Source organism: Brevibacterium pigmentatum (assembly GCF_011617465.1).
Classification (GTDB): Bacteria; Actinomycetota; Actinomycetes; order Actinomycetales; family Brevibacteriaceae; genus Brevibacterium; species Brevibacterium pigmentatum.
Window position 1 is genome coordinate 2,198,178 of the sequence record NZ_CP050153.1, and the last position, 14,885, is coordinate 2,213,062.

A 14,885-nucleotide genomic window follows, 5' to 3' on the forward strand; every position below is an offset into this window, starting at 1 on the left:
AGCTTAGTCCATCAGCGCCCTCGCGGAGGGTCCCGGGATGTTGTTCCGGGCACGGGGCTCAGTTCGGCCGGATGCGGTCGAGTGCAGTCTGCAGATCCTCGGGATAGCCGCTTTCGAATTCGACCCACTTCTGCGTGTCGGGGTGATGGAAACCGAGTTTGACGGCGTGCAGCCATTGGCGTTCCAGGCCGAGTTCCTTCGCCAACACGGGATCGGCGCCGTAGGGCAGGTCGCCGACACAGGGATGCTTGGTGGCGGAGAAGTGGACGCGGATCTGGTGAGTGCGTCCGGTCTCGAGATGGACCTCGACGAGCGCGGCACGGCGGTGGGCTTCGATCACTTCATAGTGGGTGATCGCGTTCTTGCCTTCGGTGCGCACGGCGTAGAGCCCGTCGTGCTTCGGATGCCGGGCGATCGGAGCGTCGATGGTGCCGAGCACGGGATCGGGCAGACCCTGCACGACCGCGTGGTAGGTCTTCTCCACCGTGCGCTCTTTGAAGGCGCGTTTGAGCACGCTGTAGGCGTATTCGCTCTTCGCCACGACCATGAGTCCGGAGGTGCCGACGTCGAGTCGCTGCACGATGCCCTGACGTTCGGGCGCACCCGACGTCGCGATGCGGAAGCCCGCTGCTGCGAGCCCGCCGACGACCGTGCGTCCGGTCCAACCGAGAGCCGGGTGGGCCGCCACGCCGACGGGCTTGTCGACGACGACGAAGGCATCCTCGTCGTGGACGATGCGCATTCCCGGCACGGGGTCGGGCACGACCTCGAGCGGCTTCCTGGGTTCCGGCATCATGATGTCGAGCCGTTCGCCGGCGATGACGCGATCGGATTTGATGACCGAGCGCCCCGACATCTCCACTCCCCCGTCTGCGCAGATATCGGCGGCCGCAGTGCGGGAGAGGCCGAGCAGCTTCGACATCGCGGCGTCGACGCGCTGTCCGTCGAGTCCCTCGGGGACGAGGATGGAGCGTTCAGTCATGAGAGTCCTCTTTCACACGGGTGGAGTCCGATCCGTCGATGTCGATGCCTCTGAGGCTGACGATGACAAGCGTGACTGCGGCGGCGGAGATCGCGATGTCCGCGACGTTGCAGATGAACAGCGACAGATCGATGAAGTCGACGACGGCTCCGTGCAGGAATGCGGGTTCCCGGAAGAGCCTGTCGATGAGGTTGCCGAAGAGTCCGCCCAGGAGCAGACCGAGCCCGATCGCCCACGCGCGCGAACCGAGCTTGCGGGAGATCACGAGGATCGCGATGAAGACGCCGACGGCGATGATCGGGAAGATCCACGTCACGCTCGAGCCGAGGCCCAGCGCAGCTCCGGGATTGCGGTAGAAGGTGAATCCGGCCAGAGAGCCGATCACGGGCACCGGCGGCTGGTCTTCGAGGAGGCTGACGGCGAGGAATTTGGTGAACTGATCGATCACGACCACGATTGCCGCGATTGTGAACAGCATGGCCTTCATGGCGGCACGAGGTCTTTTCACCCGTGAGGCAGGATCGTTCATTTGGTTCATTCTAGCCCACAGCCGATCGATTCCGACTCAGGCCTGCGACCGCCCGGTGTGCGAACACGACCGAGGCCCGGGTACTCCGCAGAGTTCCCGGACCTCGGTCGGTGATACTTGAGGATCAGAGCTTGTGGTTCGAGGAACCGCCCAGCGGGCCGTTTCCGTCGAGGGTCTCCGGAGCCAGGCTCGTGGAGTTCTCGAGGTCACGCAGCTGATCGTTGAGGTAGCTCTTGAGTCGAGTGCGGTACTGGCGCTCGAAGTTCGAGAGCTGGTCGATCGAACGCTCGAGGGTCGACTTCTGCGTTTCGAGGGTCGACAGCGTTTCGTCGCGCTTGGCTTCGGCCTTGCCGACGATGTCGGCGGCTTCCTTCTCGGCGCCCTTGATGAGTTCGTCGCGCTTGCGCTCACCTTCGGCAACATGCTCGTCGTGGACGCGCTGGGCCAGAGCGATGAGACCATGAGCGTCTCCGTCGCCACCGACTGCGGCAGCACCGAGACCGGCACCCGCAGCTCCACCGGCAGCACCGGCGGCCATCGATGGGGCCGCGGAGTTGTCCTGCTGAGCGGGAGCGGCTTCCTTGACGGCCGGGGCCGGGGTCTCTTCGACCGGTGCCGGAGCGGCAGGTGCCTCGGCCTGAGCCGGAGCTTCTGACTTCTCCTCGGGTGCGGGAACCGCGGCGGGCATCGCCTGAGTGGCGTCGATGTCCTGAGCCGGTGCAGCGGAAGCGCCGCCGGCTTCGAGTTCCTTCACACGCTGTTCAGCGGTGGAGAGCTTCTGACGCAGTTCGTCGTTCTCCTGGTAGAGACGGCGAATCTCAACGACGACCTCATCAAGGAAATCGTCGACTTCGTCCTGGTCGTACCCGTCGCGGAACTTCACATGCTGGAACCGCTTGTTTACTACGTCTTCAGGCGTGAGCGCCATGAGGTCACCTTCGGTCGATCTACATTCATTACGCTGCCGCCCAGAAGGACGGCTTCAACGTCACATTAGCGTAACACCTGCAGTTTTGTCCCGCAGTAATGGCGTGTCTCGCATTCAATGACGAAGTTTTACGCATTCGAGGCTAACAACTCAGGTATGCTGACAGCCAATTCCCGTGAGCATATTCACCATTTATCAGGTATTCGCACAATGGAATCCCGATAATCGATCGGCGCATTCCGCAGGCGGTTTCCAGCGCCCATTCACAGTGATTCATCAGCCGAGATCACTGTGCGGACGGGGATCAGGCGGAGGCGTGCGAGAGGTTGAAGAACACTGACGCGATGATCTGGATGCCGATGAGCAGGACGATGAATCCCAGATCGAGTGAGACCTGCCCCAGACGCAGCGGCGGAATGATCTTGCGCAGCAGCTTCAGCGGCGGATCGGTGAGTGTGTACACGATCTCGGCAAGGACGAGGAGGAAGCCCGTGGGCCTCCAGTCGCGGGAGAACACCTGGACCAGGTCGAGCACGACTCGTGCCAGGAGCACGTAGACATAGAGGCTCAGAGCTGTACCGAGGATGTAGAAGATGATGGCCACGTGGGTCCCCCGCGCCTTTCGTTGTTGCTTGAGTGCTGAGCCTTCAGCCTATCGGCTTCAGCTGAGGACGAGTTGAGAGATTCGCCGGGCCTGTTCAGCTCTGGTTGAAGAAGCTGGCCTGAGTGTCCGAATCTGCTTCGTTCTCACCGGCGACTTCGATGTTCTCGGGCGTCAGCAGGAACACCTTGTTCGTGACCCGCTCGATCGATCCGTGGAGGCCGAAGATGAGGCCCGCGGAGAAGTCGACGAGGCGCTTGGAGTTGTTCTCGTCCATCTCCGAGAGGTTCATGATCACGGGGGTGCCCTCACGGAAGGCGGCGCCGATGACCATGGCGTCGTTGTAGCTGCGGGGGTGGATGGTCCTGATGCGATTCATTGAGGTTCCTGGCGCAGGGGTGTCTACGGGACGGATCGGTGACGGATGGATCGGTGTCACCGGTGCCGGAGTCCGCTCCTCCGCCGCAGCCGGTTCGTCGTACTGCTCGGCGTCATCGAAGGTCTCGACGACCTCGCGATCCCGGTGCGCGGTATCACGACGATCGGTGTGCTGGGTGGTCTCGTCCTCTTCTTCGACGAAACCCAGGTATTCCAGCGTCTTCTTGATTGCTGACATGTCTAAAGCTCCTCGGACTTCGGCACTTGCTCACCTGTCGCCCAAACTATCGCACGCGAGCATCTGGGCTGGTGAGTCCTACGGGTGTGTCGCGGTCTTTTCTTCCTGCAGCCAGATGATCCCGGCGAACCGGCCCGTCCGCTTCTGCCTGCGGTAGGAGAAGAGGTCCTCGGACTCCTTCGTGCAGGTGCGTGAGAAATGATCGATGGTCACATCATTGCGGCGCAGCTGTTCGGCCACGCCTCCGGCGACGTCGAGGGCCGGTGTTCCGGTCACCGACACCGAGGCGGCCGTCGGCTCGATCGCCGCGACCTCGCTCCTCAGCTCGGGCGGGACTTCATAGCAGCGGGGACAGACCGAGGGTCCGATGACCGCGTGGATGTCCCGTGCACCGGCCTCGCGCATCGCCGCCACCGTATTGCCGACCACTCCTGCGGCCATCCCCGGTCGTCCCGCATGGATCGCGGCGATGACGCCGGCGTCGGCATCGGCGAGCATGACCGGGGTGCAGTCGGCGACCATGATCGCCAGCCCGAGACCGGGGACGGTCGTCAACTGGGCATCGGCTTCGACCGGAGTCTGCCGCAGCTGCGCTTCGTCGCTGATGAGGTGCACATCGGTTCCATGCACCTGGGAGACGAACGAGAGCCGCTCCCCGCTCAGGCCGATGACCTGAGCGAGAGCGGCTCGGTTGGCTGCGACGAGTTCGTCATCGTCGCCGACGTGGCGGGCGAGATTGAACGAGGAGAAGTCCCCGCTCGAGTATCCGCCGTGCCGGTCGGTGAAGGCGATGTGGGCGGTGCGCCCGCCCGGGATGACGAACCTCGAGCGCAGCATATTACTTGAGGAAGTCCGGGATATCGAGGTCGGAGTCGAAGTTCGAGCTGCTGCGTTCGCCCGGCAGCGTGGCGGGAATCTGGTGTTCCTCGCTGCGGCGCGGAGCGGCTGCGGGCTCCTCGGCTGCCGGCGTCTCGTTCTCGGATTCGGACTCGGCGACGACGGGCGACTCGACTTCGGGCTCCGCCGGCGCGGCGGCCGGGATCGGGGCCGGAATCTGGTCGGAACCGGCGGTCTCCGCATTCGGCGAGGTGTTGTCGAATCCTGCGGCGATGACGGTCACGCGGCACTCGTCGCCGATGTTGTCGTCGATGACGGCGCCGAAGATGATGTTCGCTTCGGGGTGCGCTGCTTCCTGGACCAGGCGTGCGGCCTCATTGACCTCGAAGAGTCCGAGGTCGCCGCCGCCGGTGATGCAGAAGAGCACTCCGTGGGCGCCGTCGATGCTGGCTTCCAGCAGCGGGGAGGCGATGGCGGATTCGGCGGCCTGCACGGCACGGTCGTCTCCGGTTGCCGCACCGATGCCCATGAGCGCGGTCCCGGCATCCTGCATGACCGACTTGACGTCGGCGAAGTCGAGGTTGATCAGACCCGGGACCGAGATGAGGTCGGTGATGCCCTGGACGCCGGAGCGCAGGACCTCATCGGCGGAGCGGAATGCTTCGACGACGGAGACGCTGCGATCGGAGATCGAGAGCAGACGGTCGTTGGGGATGACGATGAGGGTGTCGACCTCTTCGCGCAGCGCCGCGATTCCGGCTTCCGCCTGCGCGGAACGGCGACGTCCCTCGAAGGTGAAGGGGCGGGTGACGACACCGATGGTCAGTGCGCCGAGCGAACGGGCCACCCGGGCCACGACGGGGGCGGCACCGGTTCCCGTGCCGCCGCCTTCGCCGGCGGTGACGAAGACCATGTCCGCACCCTCGAGGGCGTCGCGGATGGCGTCTTCCGAGGATTCGGCGGCTTTCTTGCCGATCTCCGGGTCCGCGCCGGCGCCGAGGCCCCGGGTCTGGTCACGGCCGATCTCGAGCTTGACATCGGCGTCGGAGAGGACGAGAGCCTGGGCGTCGGTGTTGATCGCGATGAACTCCACGCCGCGCAGGCCGACGTCGATCATCCTCTGTACAGCGTTGACACCGCCGCCGCCGGTTCCGGCAACTTTGATGTCCGCTCCGGATTGTGGGAATTCAGCCAAGTCGGTTCCTCGTCTCAAGCGCTTGCGCTCCGCAGGGTCTGCGTGCGCATTCGGTCTGTGTTCTCTGCCCTGAGGCTATTGGCCGGGGCAATCTCACTGCAACCATTCTCGCCGGAGTGTCGGGGTTCGGCCAAACTTCATTCCCGGTGTGTCGGGGCCAAACGGAGGCAATCGCAGCGGCTGGCCCGTACGGGTCAGCTCACGGAGGCCCGAACCGGCCGCGACGGAGTGTTCGAGACTGGCTCCGACCGAACGCCGGCCGGGCAGGCCTCAGTCGGTCACGGGCACAGAAGGCACGGAGACATCGATCTCGGTGCGGCCTTCGGCGGCGAGCTGGGCAGCAGTGCGCATCTTGAGACTGGCGTCCGAGGAATCGCCGAAGACGACCGTGGCTTTCTGCTTTCCGGTGTCGAGGCGACCCTGGAGGCTCATGGCGTCCTTGGCTTCGATCGTCACCAGCTGACGGCGCAGCTCCGGCCGCAGCTCGCCCATGAACCGGATGACCGCCGACACGGTCTCTCTGTCCGGCTGGTGTCCGCCGCCGCTGAGCACGGTGAGCTTCTTCGGCGCCTTGTCGACCGTTCCGAGGTCGACGGCGTCGGAGTCGTAGAGACGGTAGCCGGATTCGCCTTCGATCGCGATGACCGGGGTGCGGTCGGTGATCTCGATCTTCAGCGCCCGGGGACCTGCGTAGTGGACCGAGGCCGCTTCCGCTTTCGGGAACTCCCCCAGCACGGAGTCCTCGACCGTGCCCGGACGCACCTGCGGCAGCGGTCTGCCTCTCTGACTGTCGAGCACGAAGTTGCTGACCTTGTCGGTGTCGACCAGCCGACTGCCGCTGACCTGCACTTTCGTCAGTGTCAGCAGGGGTGAGAACCAGGCGACGGCGACGAGGGCGATGAGGGCCGCCACGATGCCGATGGCGATGAGACGGCGACGCCAGGTCTGCCTGCGGCGGGCACGGATGACTCCGGTGAGGTCCGCAGTGGAGTTGTCACCGGCCTGGGCCGGGGGAAGCAGCGCCATGGGCCTCAGCCCTCCAGTGCGCTCAGCAGCTCGGGCCCGAGGATCGTGACATCTCCGGCCCCGACGGTGAGCACGAGGTCTCCGGGCCGCACTCGGGCGGCGACGAAGGGGACCGCCTCGGCGAAGGACTCGAGGAAGGTCACGTTCTCGTGCGGGACCCGATCGGCGATGAGCGCGCCGGTGACTCCCGGCACGGGATCTTCGCGAGCGGGGAAGACGTCGAGGACGACGACCTCATCGGCCAGGCCGAGGGCCTGTCCGAACTCCTCACGGAATTCCATCGTCCGCGAGTACAGGTGCGGCTGGAAGATCGCCCAGACGCGTCCCCCGTCGGTGACGACTCCGCGGGCGGCGCTGAGCACGGCGCGCACCTCGGTCGGGTGGTGAGCGTAGTCGTCGATGACCCGCACTCCGCCGGCGATTCCGCGTTCTTCGAAGCGGCGGCGGGTGCCGCCGTAGCCGGCGAGTCCGGTGGCCGCACGTTCGACGTCGCCGCCGAGGCTGTGAGCCACGGCGATGGCGGCGGTGGCGTTGAGCGCGTTGTGCATTCCCGGCTGACGCAGTTCGACCTTGAGCGCCTCGTCCCGTCCGGGTAGGTCGAGGACGAAAGTCGACCCGATCCCGGAGTCGAGGTCGCGGAGCACGATATCGGCGTCCTCGGAGGTGCCGTAGAGGACGACGTCGGCGCCCTGGCTGCGGGAGTGGAGGGCGACGTCGTGGGATCCGGGATCGTCGGCGCAGGCGATGATCGTTCCGCCCCGGGTCTGGATGCCGTCGCAGAATTCGATGAAGGCTTCGCGCACCTTCTCCGGGGTCCCGTAGTGGTCGAGGTGGTCGGCTTCGACGTTGGTGAGGATGCCGATCGCCGGTTCGTAGAGGAGGAACGATCCGTCGGATTCGTCCGCTTCGGCGACGAACACGTCGCCGGTGCCCAGGTGGGCGTTCGTGCCCGTCGTCGACAGCACTCCCCCGATGACGAAGGACGGGTCGACTCCACAGGCCTGCAGCGCCACGGTGGTCATCGAGGTGGTCGTGGTCTTTCCATGGGTGCCGGCCACGGCCACTGCCCGCCTGTCGACCATGAGCGAGGCGAGAGCCCCTGAGCGGTGGAGGATGCGCAGCCCACGGCGCTGGGCTTCGACGAGTTCGGGGTTGTCCTTGCGGATGGCCGAGGAGATGACGAGGGTATCGGCCTCACCGAGGTTGTCGGCCGAATGTCCGATCGTGACGGTGGCGCCGAGGGTGCGCAGCACATCGACGACGTTGGATTCCTTCGCGTCCGATCCGGTGACGGCGACTCCGTTCATGACCATGATCCGCGCGATTCCGGACATTCCCGAACCGCCGATGCCGATGAAGTGGACGGCGCCGAGGTCGCCGACGGGAACGATGTTCTCAGGGATCGTGTTCGCAGAGGTCATGTTCAGCCTTCCAGCGCGCGGTTGACGATGGCGGCCATGCGGGCCGCGGCATCGGTGGGGTAGTTCAGCTGCAGTGCCGCCCGGCTCATCTGTGCGAGTCGGGACTCGTCGGCGAGCAGCGGCAGGATGGTGTCGACGACCGTCGACGGTGAGAATTCGGCATTGTCGACCATGAGCGAGGCACCGGCCGAGACGCTGCCGGAGGCGTTGAGCCGCTGTTCGCCGTTGCCGATGGCCAGGGGCACGTAGAGTGCCGGGACTCCGGCGACCGTGGCTTCGGAGACCGTGGCGGCTCCGGACCGGGCGACGAGCAGATCGGCGACCGCATAGGCCCGATGCATTCCGTCGACATAGTCCACGACGTGGTAGTCGCTCAGCTCGGCGGCGACCTCGCGCAGCGCGTCGCCCTTTCCTGCTCCCGTGATGTGGAGGACCTGGATGCCGGCTTCCTGGCACGCCGTGGCGGTGGCGAGGAAGGCTTCGTTGATCTTCTGCGCACCGGAGGATCCGCCGGTCACGACGAGGACCGGACGGTCGTCGCGCAGCCCGAGATCGGCACGGAACGCCGCGCGCTGTCCCTCGTCGCCGCGGTTCAGATCGGTGATCTCGGTGGGCATGGGCATGCCCACGAGCGTCGAATTGCGCAGCTGCGTGTCCGGGAAGGTGATGCCGACCCGACCGGCAGTGGTCAGTCGAGCGCCGAGGCGGTTGGCCATTCCCGGCTTCGCATTGGCTTCGTGGACGATCAGCGGGATCTTCGCCTGTTTGGCGGCGAGGAACGCCGGTGGGCACACATAGCCGCCGACGCCGACGACGGCGTCGATGCTCCGGGAGGAGATGATCTGCTTGACGGCGGAGATGTTTCCGCGGAAGCGACCCGGGAATTTCAGCAGTGCGGGGCTGATCGACCGCGGCATGGGCACTTTGTCGATGGTGAGCAGTTCGAATCCGGCGCGGGGAACGATATCGGCTTCGAGCCCATCGGGGGTGCCCAGCGCCACGACATCCCAGTCCGGGTGCTGCCGGCGCAGCTCACGGCCGATCGCCAGCATCGGCGAGATATGGCCGGTGGTGCCTCCACCGGCGAGGAGGATACTCGTCATCTCATTTCCTTTTCTTGCGGGCAAGCACGGCGAGAGAGGATCGCAGGCGATCCTTGTTGGCGGCGATGGCCGCCTCGGCGCCCGGTTCAGCACGGGCAAACGACAGCACCACTCCGACGGCGAGGAGCGAGGCGATGATCGAGGAGCCGCCGTAGGACACGAACGGCAGCGGCAGACCGATGACCGGAAGCAGTCCGGTGACGACGCCGATGTTGATTCCGGCCTGCCCGACGATGAGGGCGAAGAAACCGGCGGTGGCGACCTGGACCATGAGGCTCTTCGAGCGCATCACCACACGGACCATGCCGTATCCGAGGACGGCGAAGATGAGGATGACGACAAGGGTGCCGACGAGGCCCAGCTCCTCTCCGATGATCGCGAAGATGAAGTCGTTGTGGGCTTCAGGCAGCCAGGACCATTTCTCACGGCTGGCGCCGAGCCCGACTCCCAGCCATCCGCCGGATGCCAAGGAGAACAGCCCGTGGTTGGACTGCCAGGCTTGGCCCATGGTGTCCGCGGCGGTCTGATCCGCATGCCCGGTGAGCATCGCCTGGATGCGGTCGAGTCGGTTCTGAGAGCTGAGGACGAAGAAGCTGACGACGGCGGCCCCCACGCCGATCAGCAGCAGGAAGTACTTCGTCGGGAATCCGCCGACGAACAGGCACACGGCTGCCATGGCCATGATGACGAGTCCGGTGCCGAGGTCGTTGCCGGCGACGACGAGTCCGGCGGCAGCGAGCACTCCCGGGACGATGGGGATCATGGCGTGGCCGAAAGTGGTCATCTTCCCGGCCTTCTGAGCCAGGATGAAGCCGAGCCACAGGGCGAGGGCGACCTTGAGGAACTCCGAGGGCTGGATCTGGAAGCCGCCGAAGCCGATCCAGTTCGCATTGCCCTTCGTCTCTTTGCCGAGTCCTGGGACGAAGACCAAGGCTTGCATCAAAAGACCGACGAAGATGGCGAACCAGGCGATCCGCTTCCAGAACAGCAGAGGCATCCTGCTCGCCACGAACATGAGCACGAGGCCGACCCCTGCGAACATCGCCTGCTTGTTGAAGTAGGCGAACGAGGAGCCCGCTCCCCCGTCGTAGGAGGTGACCGATGAGGCGGAGAGCACCATGACCAGGCCCAGCCCCGTGAGCAGCACGACGCAGACGAGGATGAGGAAGTAGGTCGTCAGCGGATGAGCCGACAGGCTGGCGATGTCGCCGCGCAGATGATCCCATGCGTTCCTGATCACCGAGACGGTCTTCACCGAGCTCTTCCCCGTGCCCTTCGCCGGTTTCTTCGCGGGTTTCTTCGACGGCTTCTTCACGTTTCCGGCAGTGGATGCGGTGCCGCGTGCGGCCGATGTCCCCGAGGCGGTCCCCGTCGTTCGTTTCCCTGCCGTCTTCGCCGAGGCGGACGGTGTGGAGGCAGACCTCGTGCCGGACGTCTTCGCTGCGGTCTTCACACCCGCAGGCTTCGTCGCGGTCGCCGCGCCGGCGCGCTTCGACCTCGGCGGTGCGGATGCGGAAGCCGACGTCTTCGCGAGCTTGCGGCGGCGACGTTCATCCGCCTTCGCGGTGGTCTGCCGTCCCATCTCAGCGCTCCAGGTGAGTGTTGACGGCCTCGGTGAACAGTTCGCCGCGAGTGTTGTAGTTGAGGAACTGGTCCATGCTCGCGGCCGCGGGCGCCAGCAGCACGGTGTCTCCTGCTTCGGCCAAGCGTGCGGCAGCGTCGACGGCGGCCGCGGCAACGGCTTCCCCGCGGCGCTTCGGGACTCCGGAGTCCACCGCCAGGGCCGGTTCGATCCTCACGACCTCGAGGTCGGGGATGGTTGCGGCGATCGCCTCTCGGTAGGCCGAGTCGTCGGAGCCGATGAGCACGAGTGCCTTCAGTCGGTCGCGGTGGTCGGCGAACAGGGAAGTGAAGTCGGCACCTTTGGGCAGTCCCCCGGCGATCCAGATGATCGAGTCGAAGGCGGCCAGCGAGGCATTCGCGGCGTGGGTGTTCGTCGCTTTCGAATCGTCGACCCAGCGGATGCCCTCTGCTTCGGCGACGGTGACCATGCGGTGTGCACCGAGCGAGTGGCTGCGCAGTCCGGCGGAGATCGCCTGGCCGGGCACGTCGATGGCACGGGCCAGACAAGCGGCGGCCAGAGCATTGGCGACCTGGTGCGGGGCGGGCTGCGAACCCGCGACGCCGGTGGCGGCCGCCACGTCGTCGAGCGAGGCAAGTTCGGCCGCCGATAAGTAGCGCTGCGGGATGTATGCGCGGTCGACCAGCAGATCCTCGACGACACCGAGCTCGCCGGGGCGAGGCACGCCGGAGGTGAAGCCGATGGCCTTGGCGCCTTCGATGACGTCGGCGTCCTCGACCATGTGCAGAGTCGCCTCGTCGGCGCAGTTGTACACGCAGGCGAGCTTCGCGTTGTGGAAGATCTTCGCTTTGTCAGCGGCATATGCTTCGGCGCTGCCGTGCCAGTCGAGGTGATCGGGGGCGATGTTGAGCACGGCCGCGGCGTCGGCGCTCATCGACTCCTGCCAGTGCAGCTGGAAGCTCGAGAGTTCGATCGCGAGGACCTCGAGCCCGGGTTCCAGCACCGCCTCGAGCAGCGGGGTGCCGATGTTGCCGCAGGCCTTGGCCTTGAGTCCGGCGGCCAGCAGCATCGATTCGAGCATCGTCGTGGTCGTCGTCTTGCCGTTGGTGCCGGTGATGGCCAGCCATTTGGCGTCGTTGGTGCCGCGGATCCGCCACGCGAGTTCGACTTCGCCGATGACGGGGATGCCGGCTTCCAGGGCCGCGGCGAGCACTGGCTGGTCGGGGCGCCATCCGGGTGAGGTGACGACGAGGTCGAGTTCGCCTTCGGGCAGAGCTTCGACGTGTTCGGGTCCGCGGCGGATGTCGACGTCGAAGACCTCGAGGATCTGTGCTTTCTCGCTGACGTCAGCGGTGGCGTCTCCGTCGATGACGATGACGTCGGCACCGCGTTCGCCGAGGTGGACGGCGGCTGGGAATCCCGTCACGCCCAGACCGGTGACGAGGATGCGCAGTCCCGCCAGCGAGGAGCTCGGTCCGCTCAGCGCGGCCGGGATCTCCTTAGGCGTGGTTTCATCAGCCAATTCGGGCCACCCAATCGGCGTAGAACAGGCAGATTCCGGCGATGACGAAGAGTGCTGCGATGATCCAGAACCTCACCACGATCGTCACTTCCGCCCAGCCCTTGAGCTCGAAGTGGTGTTGCAGCGGTGCCATCCGGAAGACGCGTTTGCCGGTGGTCTTGAAGGAAGCGACCTGGATGATCACCGACAGGGTGATGATGACGAAGAGTCCGCCGAGGACGATGAGCAGCAGCTCGGTGCGCGACATGATCGCCAGTCCGGCGAAGGCGCCGCCGATGGCCAGCGAGCCGGTGTCGCCCATGAAGATCTTCGCGGGCGAGGTGTTGAACCACAGGAAGCCGAAGCAGGCGGCGGCCATCGCACCGGCGACCATCGCGAGATCGCGGGGGTCGCGCATGTAGTAGCAGGCGTTCGTGGCCTCGGACATGAGGTTGCAGTTCTGGGTCGACTGCCAGGTGCCGATGACGACATAGGCGGCGAAGACGACCACCGAGGCGCCGGCGGCCAGACCGTCGAGACCGTCGGTGAGGTTCACGGCGTTCGACACGGCGGTGACGATGAGGTTCGCCCAGATGACGAACAGGATGAGGCCGAGGATCGCGGACCCGAACGCGAGATCGAGGTTCGTATCGCGGATGAACGAGATCTTCGTCGACGCCGGGGTCTCGCCGAAGGAGTTCGGGAACTGCAGGGCGAGGACGGCGAAGGAGATTCCGACGAAGGCCTGGCCGATGAGCTTCGGCATCGGACGCAGACCCAGCGACCGCTGCTTCTTGATCTTGATGAAGTCGTCGAGGAATCCGACGACCGCCAGTCCCGCAGCCAGCCACAGGACGAGCAGCCCCGATGCCGTGGGCACGGAACCGGTGAACAGGTGTCCGAGCAGGTAAGCGAGAACTGCTGCACCGATGATGACGACGCCGCCCATGGTCGGGGTGCCGCGCTTCGTCGCGTGCGAGGTCGGACCGTCGTCACGGACGAACTGACCGTATCCCTTCTTGACGAGCACCCGGATGAACAGCGGGGTGCCGACAAGGGCGAAGATGAGAGCCAGGCAGGCTGCGAGCAGTACGGCAATCATTGGGCCCCCGATACTCCGGCGATTTCGTCTCCCAGATAGCGCAGACCGGCGTCACGGGAGGATTTGAATAGGACGATGTCACCGGGAGCGAGTTCGGCGTTGAGCAGGTCCCTCGCCTCGGCCGCGGTGGCGACCCAAGCCGCCTCGTTGCCCCAGGAGCCCTCGAGGTTCGCCGCATTGAAGATCGGCTTGGCGCCCTCTCCCACCACGATGGTGCGGGTGATGTTGAGCCGCACGACGAGTTCGCCGATGTCCGAGTGCGCGGACACCGACTCGTCGCCGAGTTCGAGCATCTCGCCGAGCACGGCGAAGGTGCGACGCGGGCTGGTCTCCTCGTCGCCGCGACCCATCGAGGCCAGGGTCTTCAGAGAAGCCCGCATGGATTCGGGGTTCGCATTGTAGGCGTCGTTGAGCACGGTCACACCCGATGGTGAGTCGATGAGCTCCATCCTCCAGCGGCTGGCCGCCGAGGAGGTCGACAGGGTCGTGACGATCGACTTCGTCGTGACTCCGCAGGCGTGGGCGATGGCGGCTGCGGCCAGAGCGTTGCCGACGTGGTGTTCGCCGATGAGCGCCAGGCGCACATCCCGCGGCTCCTCACCGGGCAGGGTGAGGGTGAACGTCGGGTGGCCGGAGGAATCAGTGGAAACGGACGTGCCGCGCACGACCTGGTCGTCGGCTCCGACCCATTCGGGCAGGGACTCACGCTGTGAGAACCACAGGGTTGACACCTCGGGAGCGAGGACCTCGCGCATCGCTGACACGCGGGTGTCGTCGGCGTTGAGCACGGCGGCGGACCCGGCGGTGAGGGACTCGACGAGTTCGGCCTTGGCCCGTGCGGTGTTCTCGATCGAGCCGAAGACTCCGGAGTGGGCGGGCCCACGGCGAGCTCGACGGCGATGTCCGGTCGGATGAGGCTGGTCAGGTAGGCGAGGTTGCCGATCGACCGGGCGCCCATCTCGAGGACGAGGAAGCGGGTGGACTCGACCGCCCGCAGCGCCGTCAGCGGGACGCCGACCTCGTTGTTGTAGGAGTTCGGCGGCCACACGGTCTCGGCAACGCCTGCGAGGAGGTCGGCGGCGAGGTCCTTCACAGTGGTCTTGCCGACGGATCCGGTGATCGCGATGACGGTGATCTCACCGTCGGCGCGCAGGCCTTCGATGCTGTGCTTGGCCAGCTGGCCGAGCGCTTCGGTGGCATCGGCGACGACGACGACCGGCAGCGGTGCGTCGTCGATGGTGGGGACGGATTCGCCGATGATCAGGGCCGCTCCCGCCTCGACGGCGGCGGCGGCGAATTCGATGCCGTCGAAGCTCTCGCCTCGGCGGGCGACGTAGATATCGCCGGGTCCGATTTCTCTCGAGTCGGTCACCACACCGGCGGTCAATGGGGTCTCGGGGTCGATGCCGTACAACTCGCCGCTCAGGGCGGTTGCGATTTCGGCTGCAGTCAGTCGCTTCAT

The 14,885-nt window shown here is 66.0% G+C and carries 13 protein-coding genes and 1 pseudogene; all 14 read right to left on the minus strand.

Annotated elements, in window-relative coordinates; genetic code table 11:
* Positions 1–58: 58 nt before the first annotated feature.
* The 14 genes and pseudogenes from GUY30_RS09970 to GUY30_RS10035 all read right to left on the minus strand — a co-directional run bounded on the left by GUY30_RS09970 (position 59) and on the right by GUY30_RS10035 (position 14,885).
* A complete protein-coding gene (locus tag GUY30_RS09970) occupies positions 59–982 on the minus strand; it encodes an RluA family pseudouridine synthase (RefSeq protein ID WP_167196894.1) in 924 nt (307 codons plus the stop codon).
* Positions 975–1,511, minus strand: a complete 537-nt coding sequence (locus GUY30_RS09975) for a signal peptidase II (RefSeq protein ID WP_167196896.1) — start codon at positions 1,509–1,511, stop codon at positions 975–977. The genes GUY30_RS09970 and GUY30_RS09975 overlap by 8 nt, the downstream gene beginning before the upstream one ends.
* 124 nt (positions 1,512–1,635) lie before the next feature.
* Positions 1,636–2,439 (minus strand): DivIVA domain-containing protein, encoded by an 804-nt coding sequence (locus GUY30_RS09980; RefSeq protein ID WP_167196899.1) that lies wholly within the window; start codon positions 2,437–2,439, stop codon positions 1,636–1,638.
* 304 nt (positions 2,440–2,743) lie between these two features.
* Positions 2,744–3,043, minus strand: a complete 300-nt coding sequence (locus GUY30_RS09985; RefSeq protein ID WP_062243070.1) for a YggT family protein — start codon at positions 3,041–3,043, stop codon at positions 2,744–2,746.
* Positions 3,044–3,137: 94 nt separating this feature from the next.
* Positions 3,138–3,656 (minus strand): cell division protein SepF, encoded by a 519-nt coding sequence (locus GUY30_RS09990; protein ID WP_167196902.1) that lies wholly within the window; start codon positions 3,654–3,656, stop codon positions 3,138–3,140.
* 78 nt (positions 3,657–3,734) lie between these two features.
* Complete coding sequence (gene pgeF, locus GUY30_RS09995) at positions 3,735–4,493, minus strand: peptidoglycan editing factor PgeF (protein WP_167196905.1); 759 nt, start codon at positions 4,491–4,493, stop codon at positions 3,735–3,737.
* A gap of 1 nt (position 4,494) precedes the next feature.
* Complete coding sequence (gene ftsZ / locus GUY30_RS10000) at positions 4,495–5,688, minus strand: cell division protein FtsZ (RefSeq protein WP_167196907.1); 1,194 nt, start codon at positions 5,686–5,688, stop codon at positions 4,495–4,497.
* A gap of 270 nt (positions 5,689–5,958) precedes the next feature.
* On the minus strand, positions 5,959–6,714 hold the full coding sequence (locus GUY30_RS10005) for a cell division protein FtsQ/DivIB (RefSeq protein WP_167196910.1): 756 nt from the start codon (positions 6,712–6,714) through the stop codon (positions 5,959–5,961).
* Positions 6,715–6,719: 5 nt separating this feature from the next.
* On the minus strand, positions 6,720–8,135 hold the full coding sequence (murC, locus tag GUY30_RS10010; RefSeq protein ID WP_167196912.1) for a UDP-N-acetylmuramate--L-alanine ligase: 1,416 nt from the start codon (positions 8,133–8,135) through the stop codon (positions 6,720–6,722).
* 2 nt (positions 8,136–8,137) lie between these two features.
* A complete protein-coding gene (gene murG / locus GUY30_RS10015) occupies positions 8,138–9,238 on the minus strand; it encodes an undecaprenyldiphospho-muramoylpentapeptide beta-N-acetylglucosaminyltransferase (RefSeq protein WP_167196914.1) in 1,101 nt (366 codons plus the stop codon).
* A 1-nt stretch (position 9,239) separates the two neighbouring features.
* Entirely contained in the window at positions 9,240–10,820 is a 1,581-nt protein-coding gene (ftsW, locus tag GUY30_RS10020; RefSeq protein ID WP_167196917.1) for a putative lipid II flippase FtsW, read from the minus strand.
* A gap of 1 nt (position 10,821) precedes the next feature.
* Positions 10,822–12,342, minus strand: a complete 1,521-nt coding sequence (murD, locus tag GUY30_RS10025) for a UDP-N-acetylmuramoyl-L-alanine--D-glutamate ligase (RefSeq protein ID WP_228281226.1) — start codon at positions 12,340–12,342, stop codon at positions 10,822–10,824.
* Positions 12,335–13,423 carry a phospho-N-acetylmuramoyl-pentapeptide-transferase gene (gene mraY / locus GUY30_RS10030; protein WP_167196920.1) on the minus strand — a complete coding sequence of 363 codons (1,089 nt, stop codon included), beginning with the start codon at positions 13,421–13,423 and terminating at the stop codon, positions 12,335–12,337. The genes murD and mraY overlap by 8 nt, the downstream gene beginning before the upstream one ends.
* Positions 13,420–14,885 (minus strand): annotated as a pseudogene (locus GUY30_RS10035) (UDP-N-acetylmuramoyl-tripeptide--D-alanyl-D-alanine ligase). The gene mraY and the pseudogene GUY30_RS10035 overlap by 4 nt, the downstream one beginning before the upstream one ends.

Coding starts and splice junctions, on each gene's coding strand:
- GUY30_RS09970 (WP_167196894.1), bottom strand. CDS start 982: ATGACTGAACGCTCCATCCTCGTCCCCGAGGGACTCGACGGACAGCGC.
- GUY30_RS09975 (WP_167196896.1), bottom strand. CDS start 1,511: ATGAACGATCCTGCCTCACGGGTGAAAAGACCTCGTGCCGCCATGAAG.
- GUY30_RS09980 (WP_167196899.1), bottom strand. CDS start 2,439: ATGGCGCTCACGCCTGAAGACGTAGTAAACAAGCGGTTCCAGCATGTG.
- GUY30_RS09990 (WP_167196902.1), bottom strand. CDS start 3,656: ATGTCAGCAATCAAGAAGACGCTGGAATACCTGGGTTTCGTCGAAGAA.
- pgeF (WP_167196905.1), bottom strand. CDS start 4,493: ATGCTGCGCTCGAGGTTCGTCATCCCGGGCGGGCGCACCGCCCACATC.
- GUY30_RS10005 (WP_167196910.1), bottom strand. CDS start 6,714: ATGGCGCTGCTTCCCCCGGCCCAGGCCGGTGACAACTCCACTGCGGAC.
- murC (WP_167196912.1), bottom strand. CDS start 8,135: ATGACCTCTGCGAACACGATCCCTGAGAACATCGTTCCCGTCGGCGAC.
- murG (WP_167196914.1), bottom strand. CDS start 9,238: ATGACGAGTATCCTCCTCGCCGGTGGAGGCACCACCGGCCATATCTCG.
- ftsW (WP_167196917.1), bottom strand. CDS start 10,820: ATGGGACGGCAGACCACCGCGAAGGCGGATGAACGTCGCCGCCGCAAG.
- mraY (WP_167196920.1), bottom strand. CDS start 13,423: ATGATTGCCGTACTGCTCGCAGCCTGCCTGGCTCTCATCTTCGCCCTT.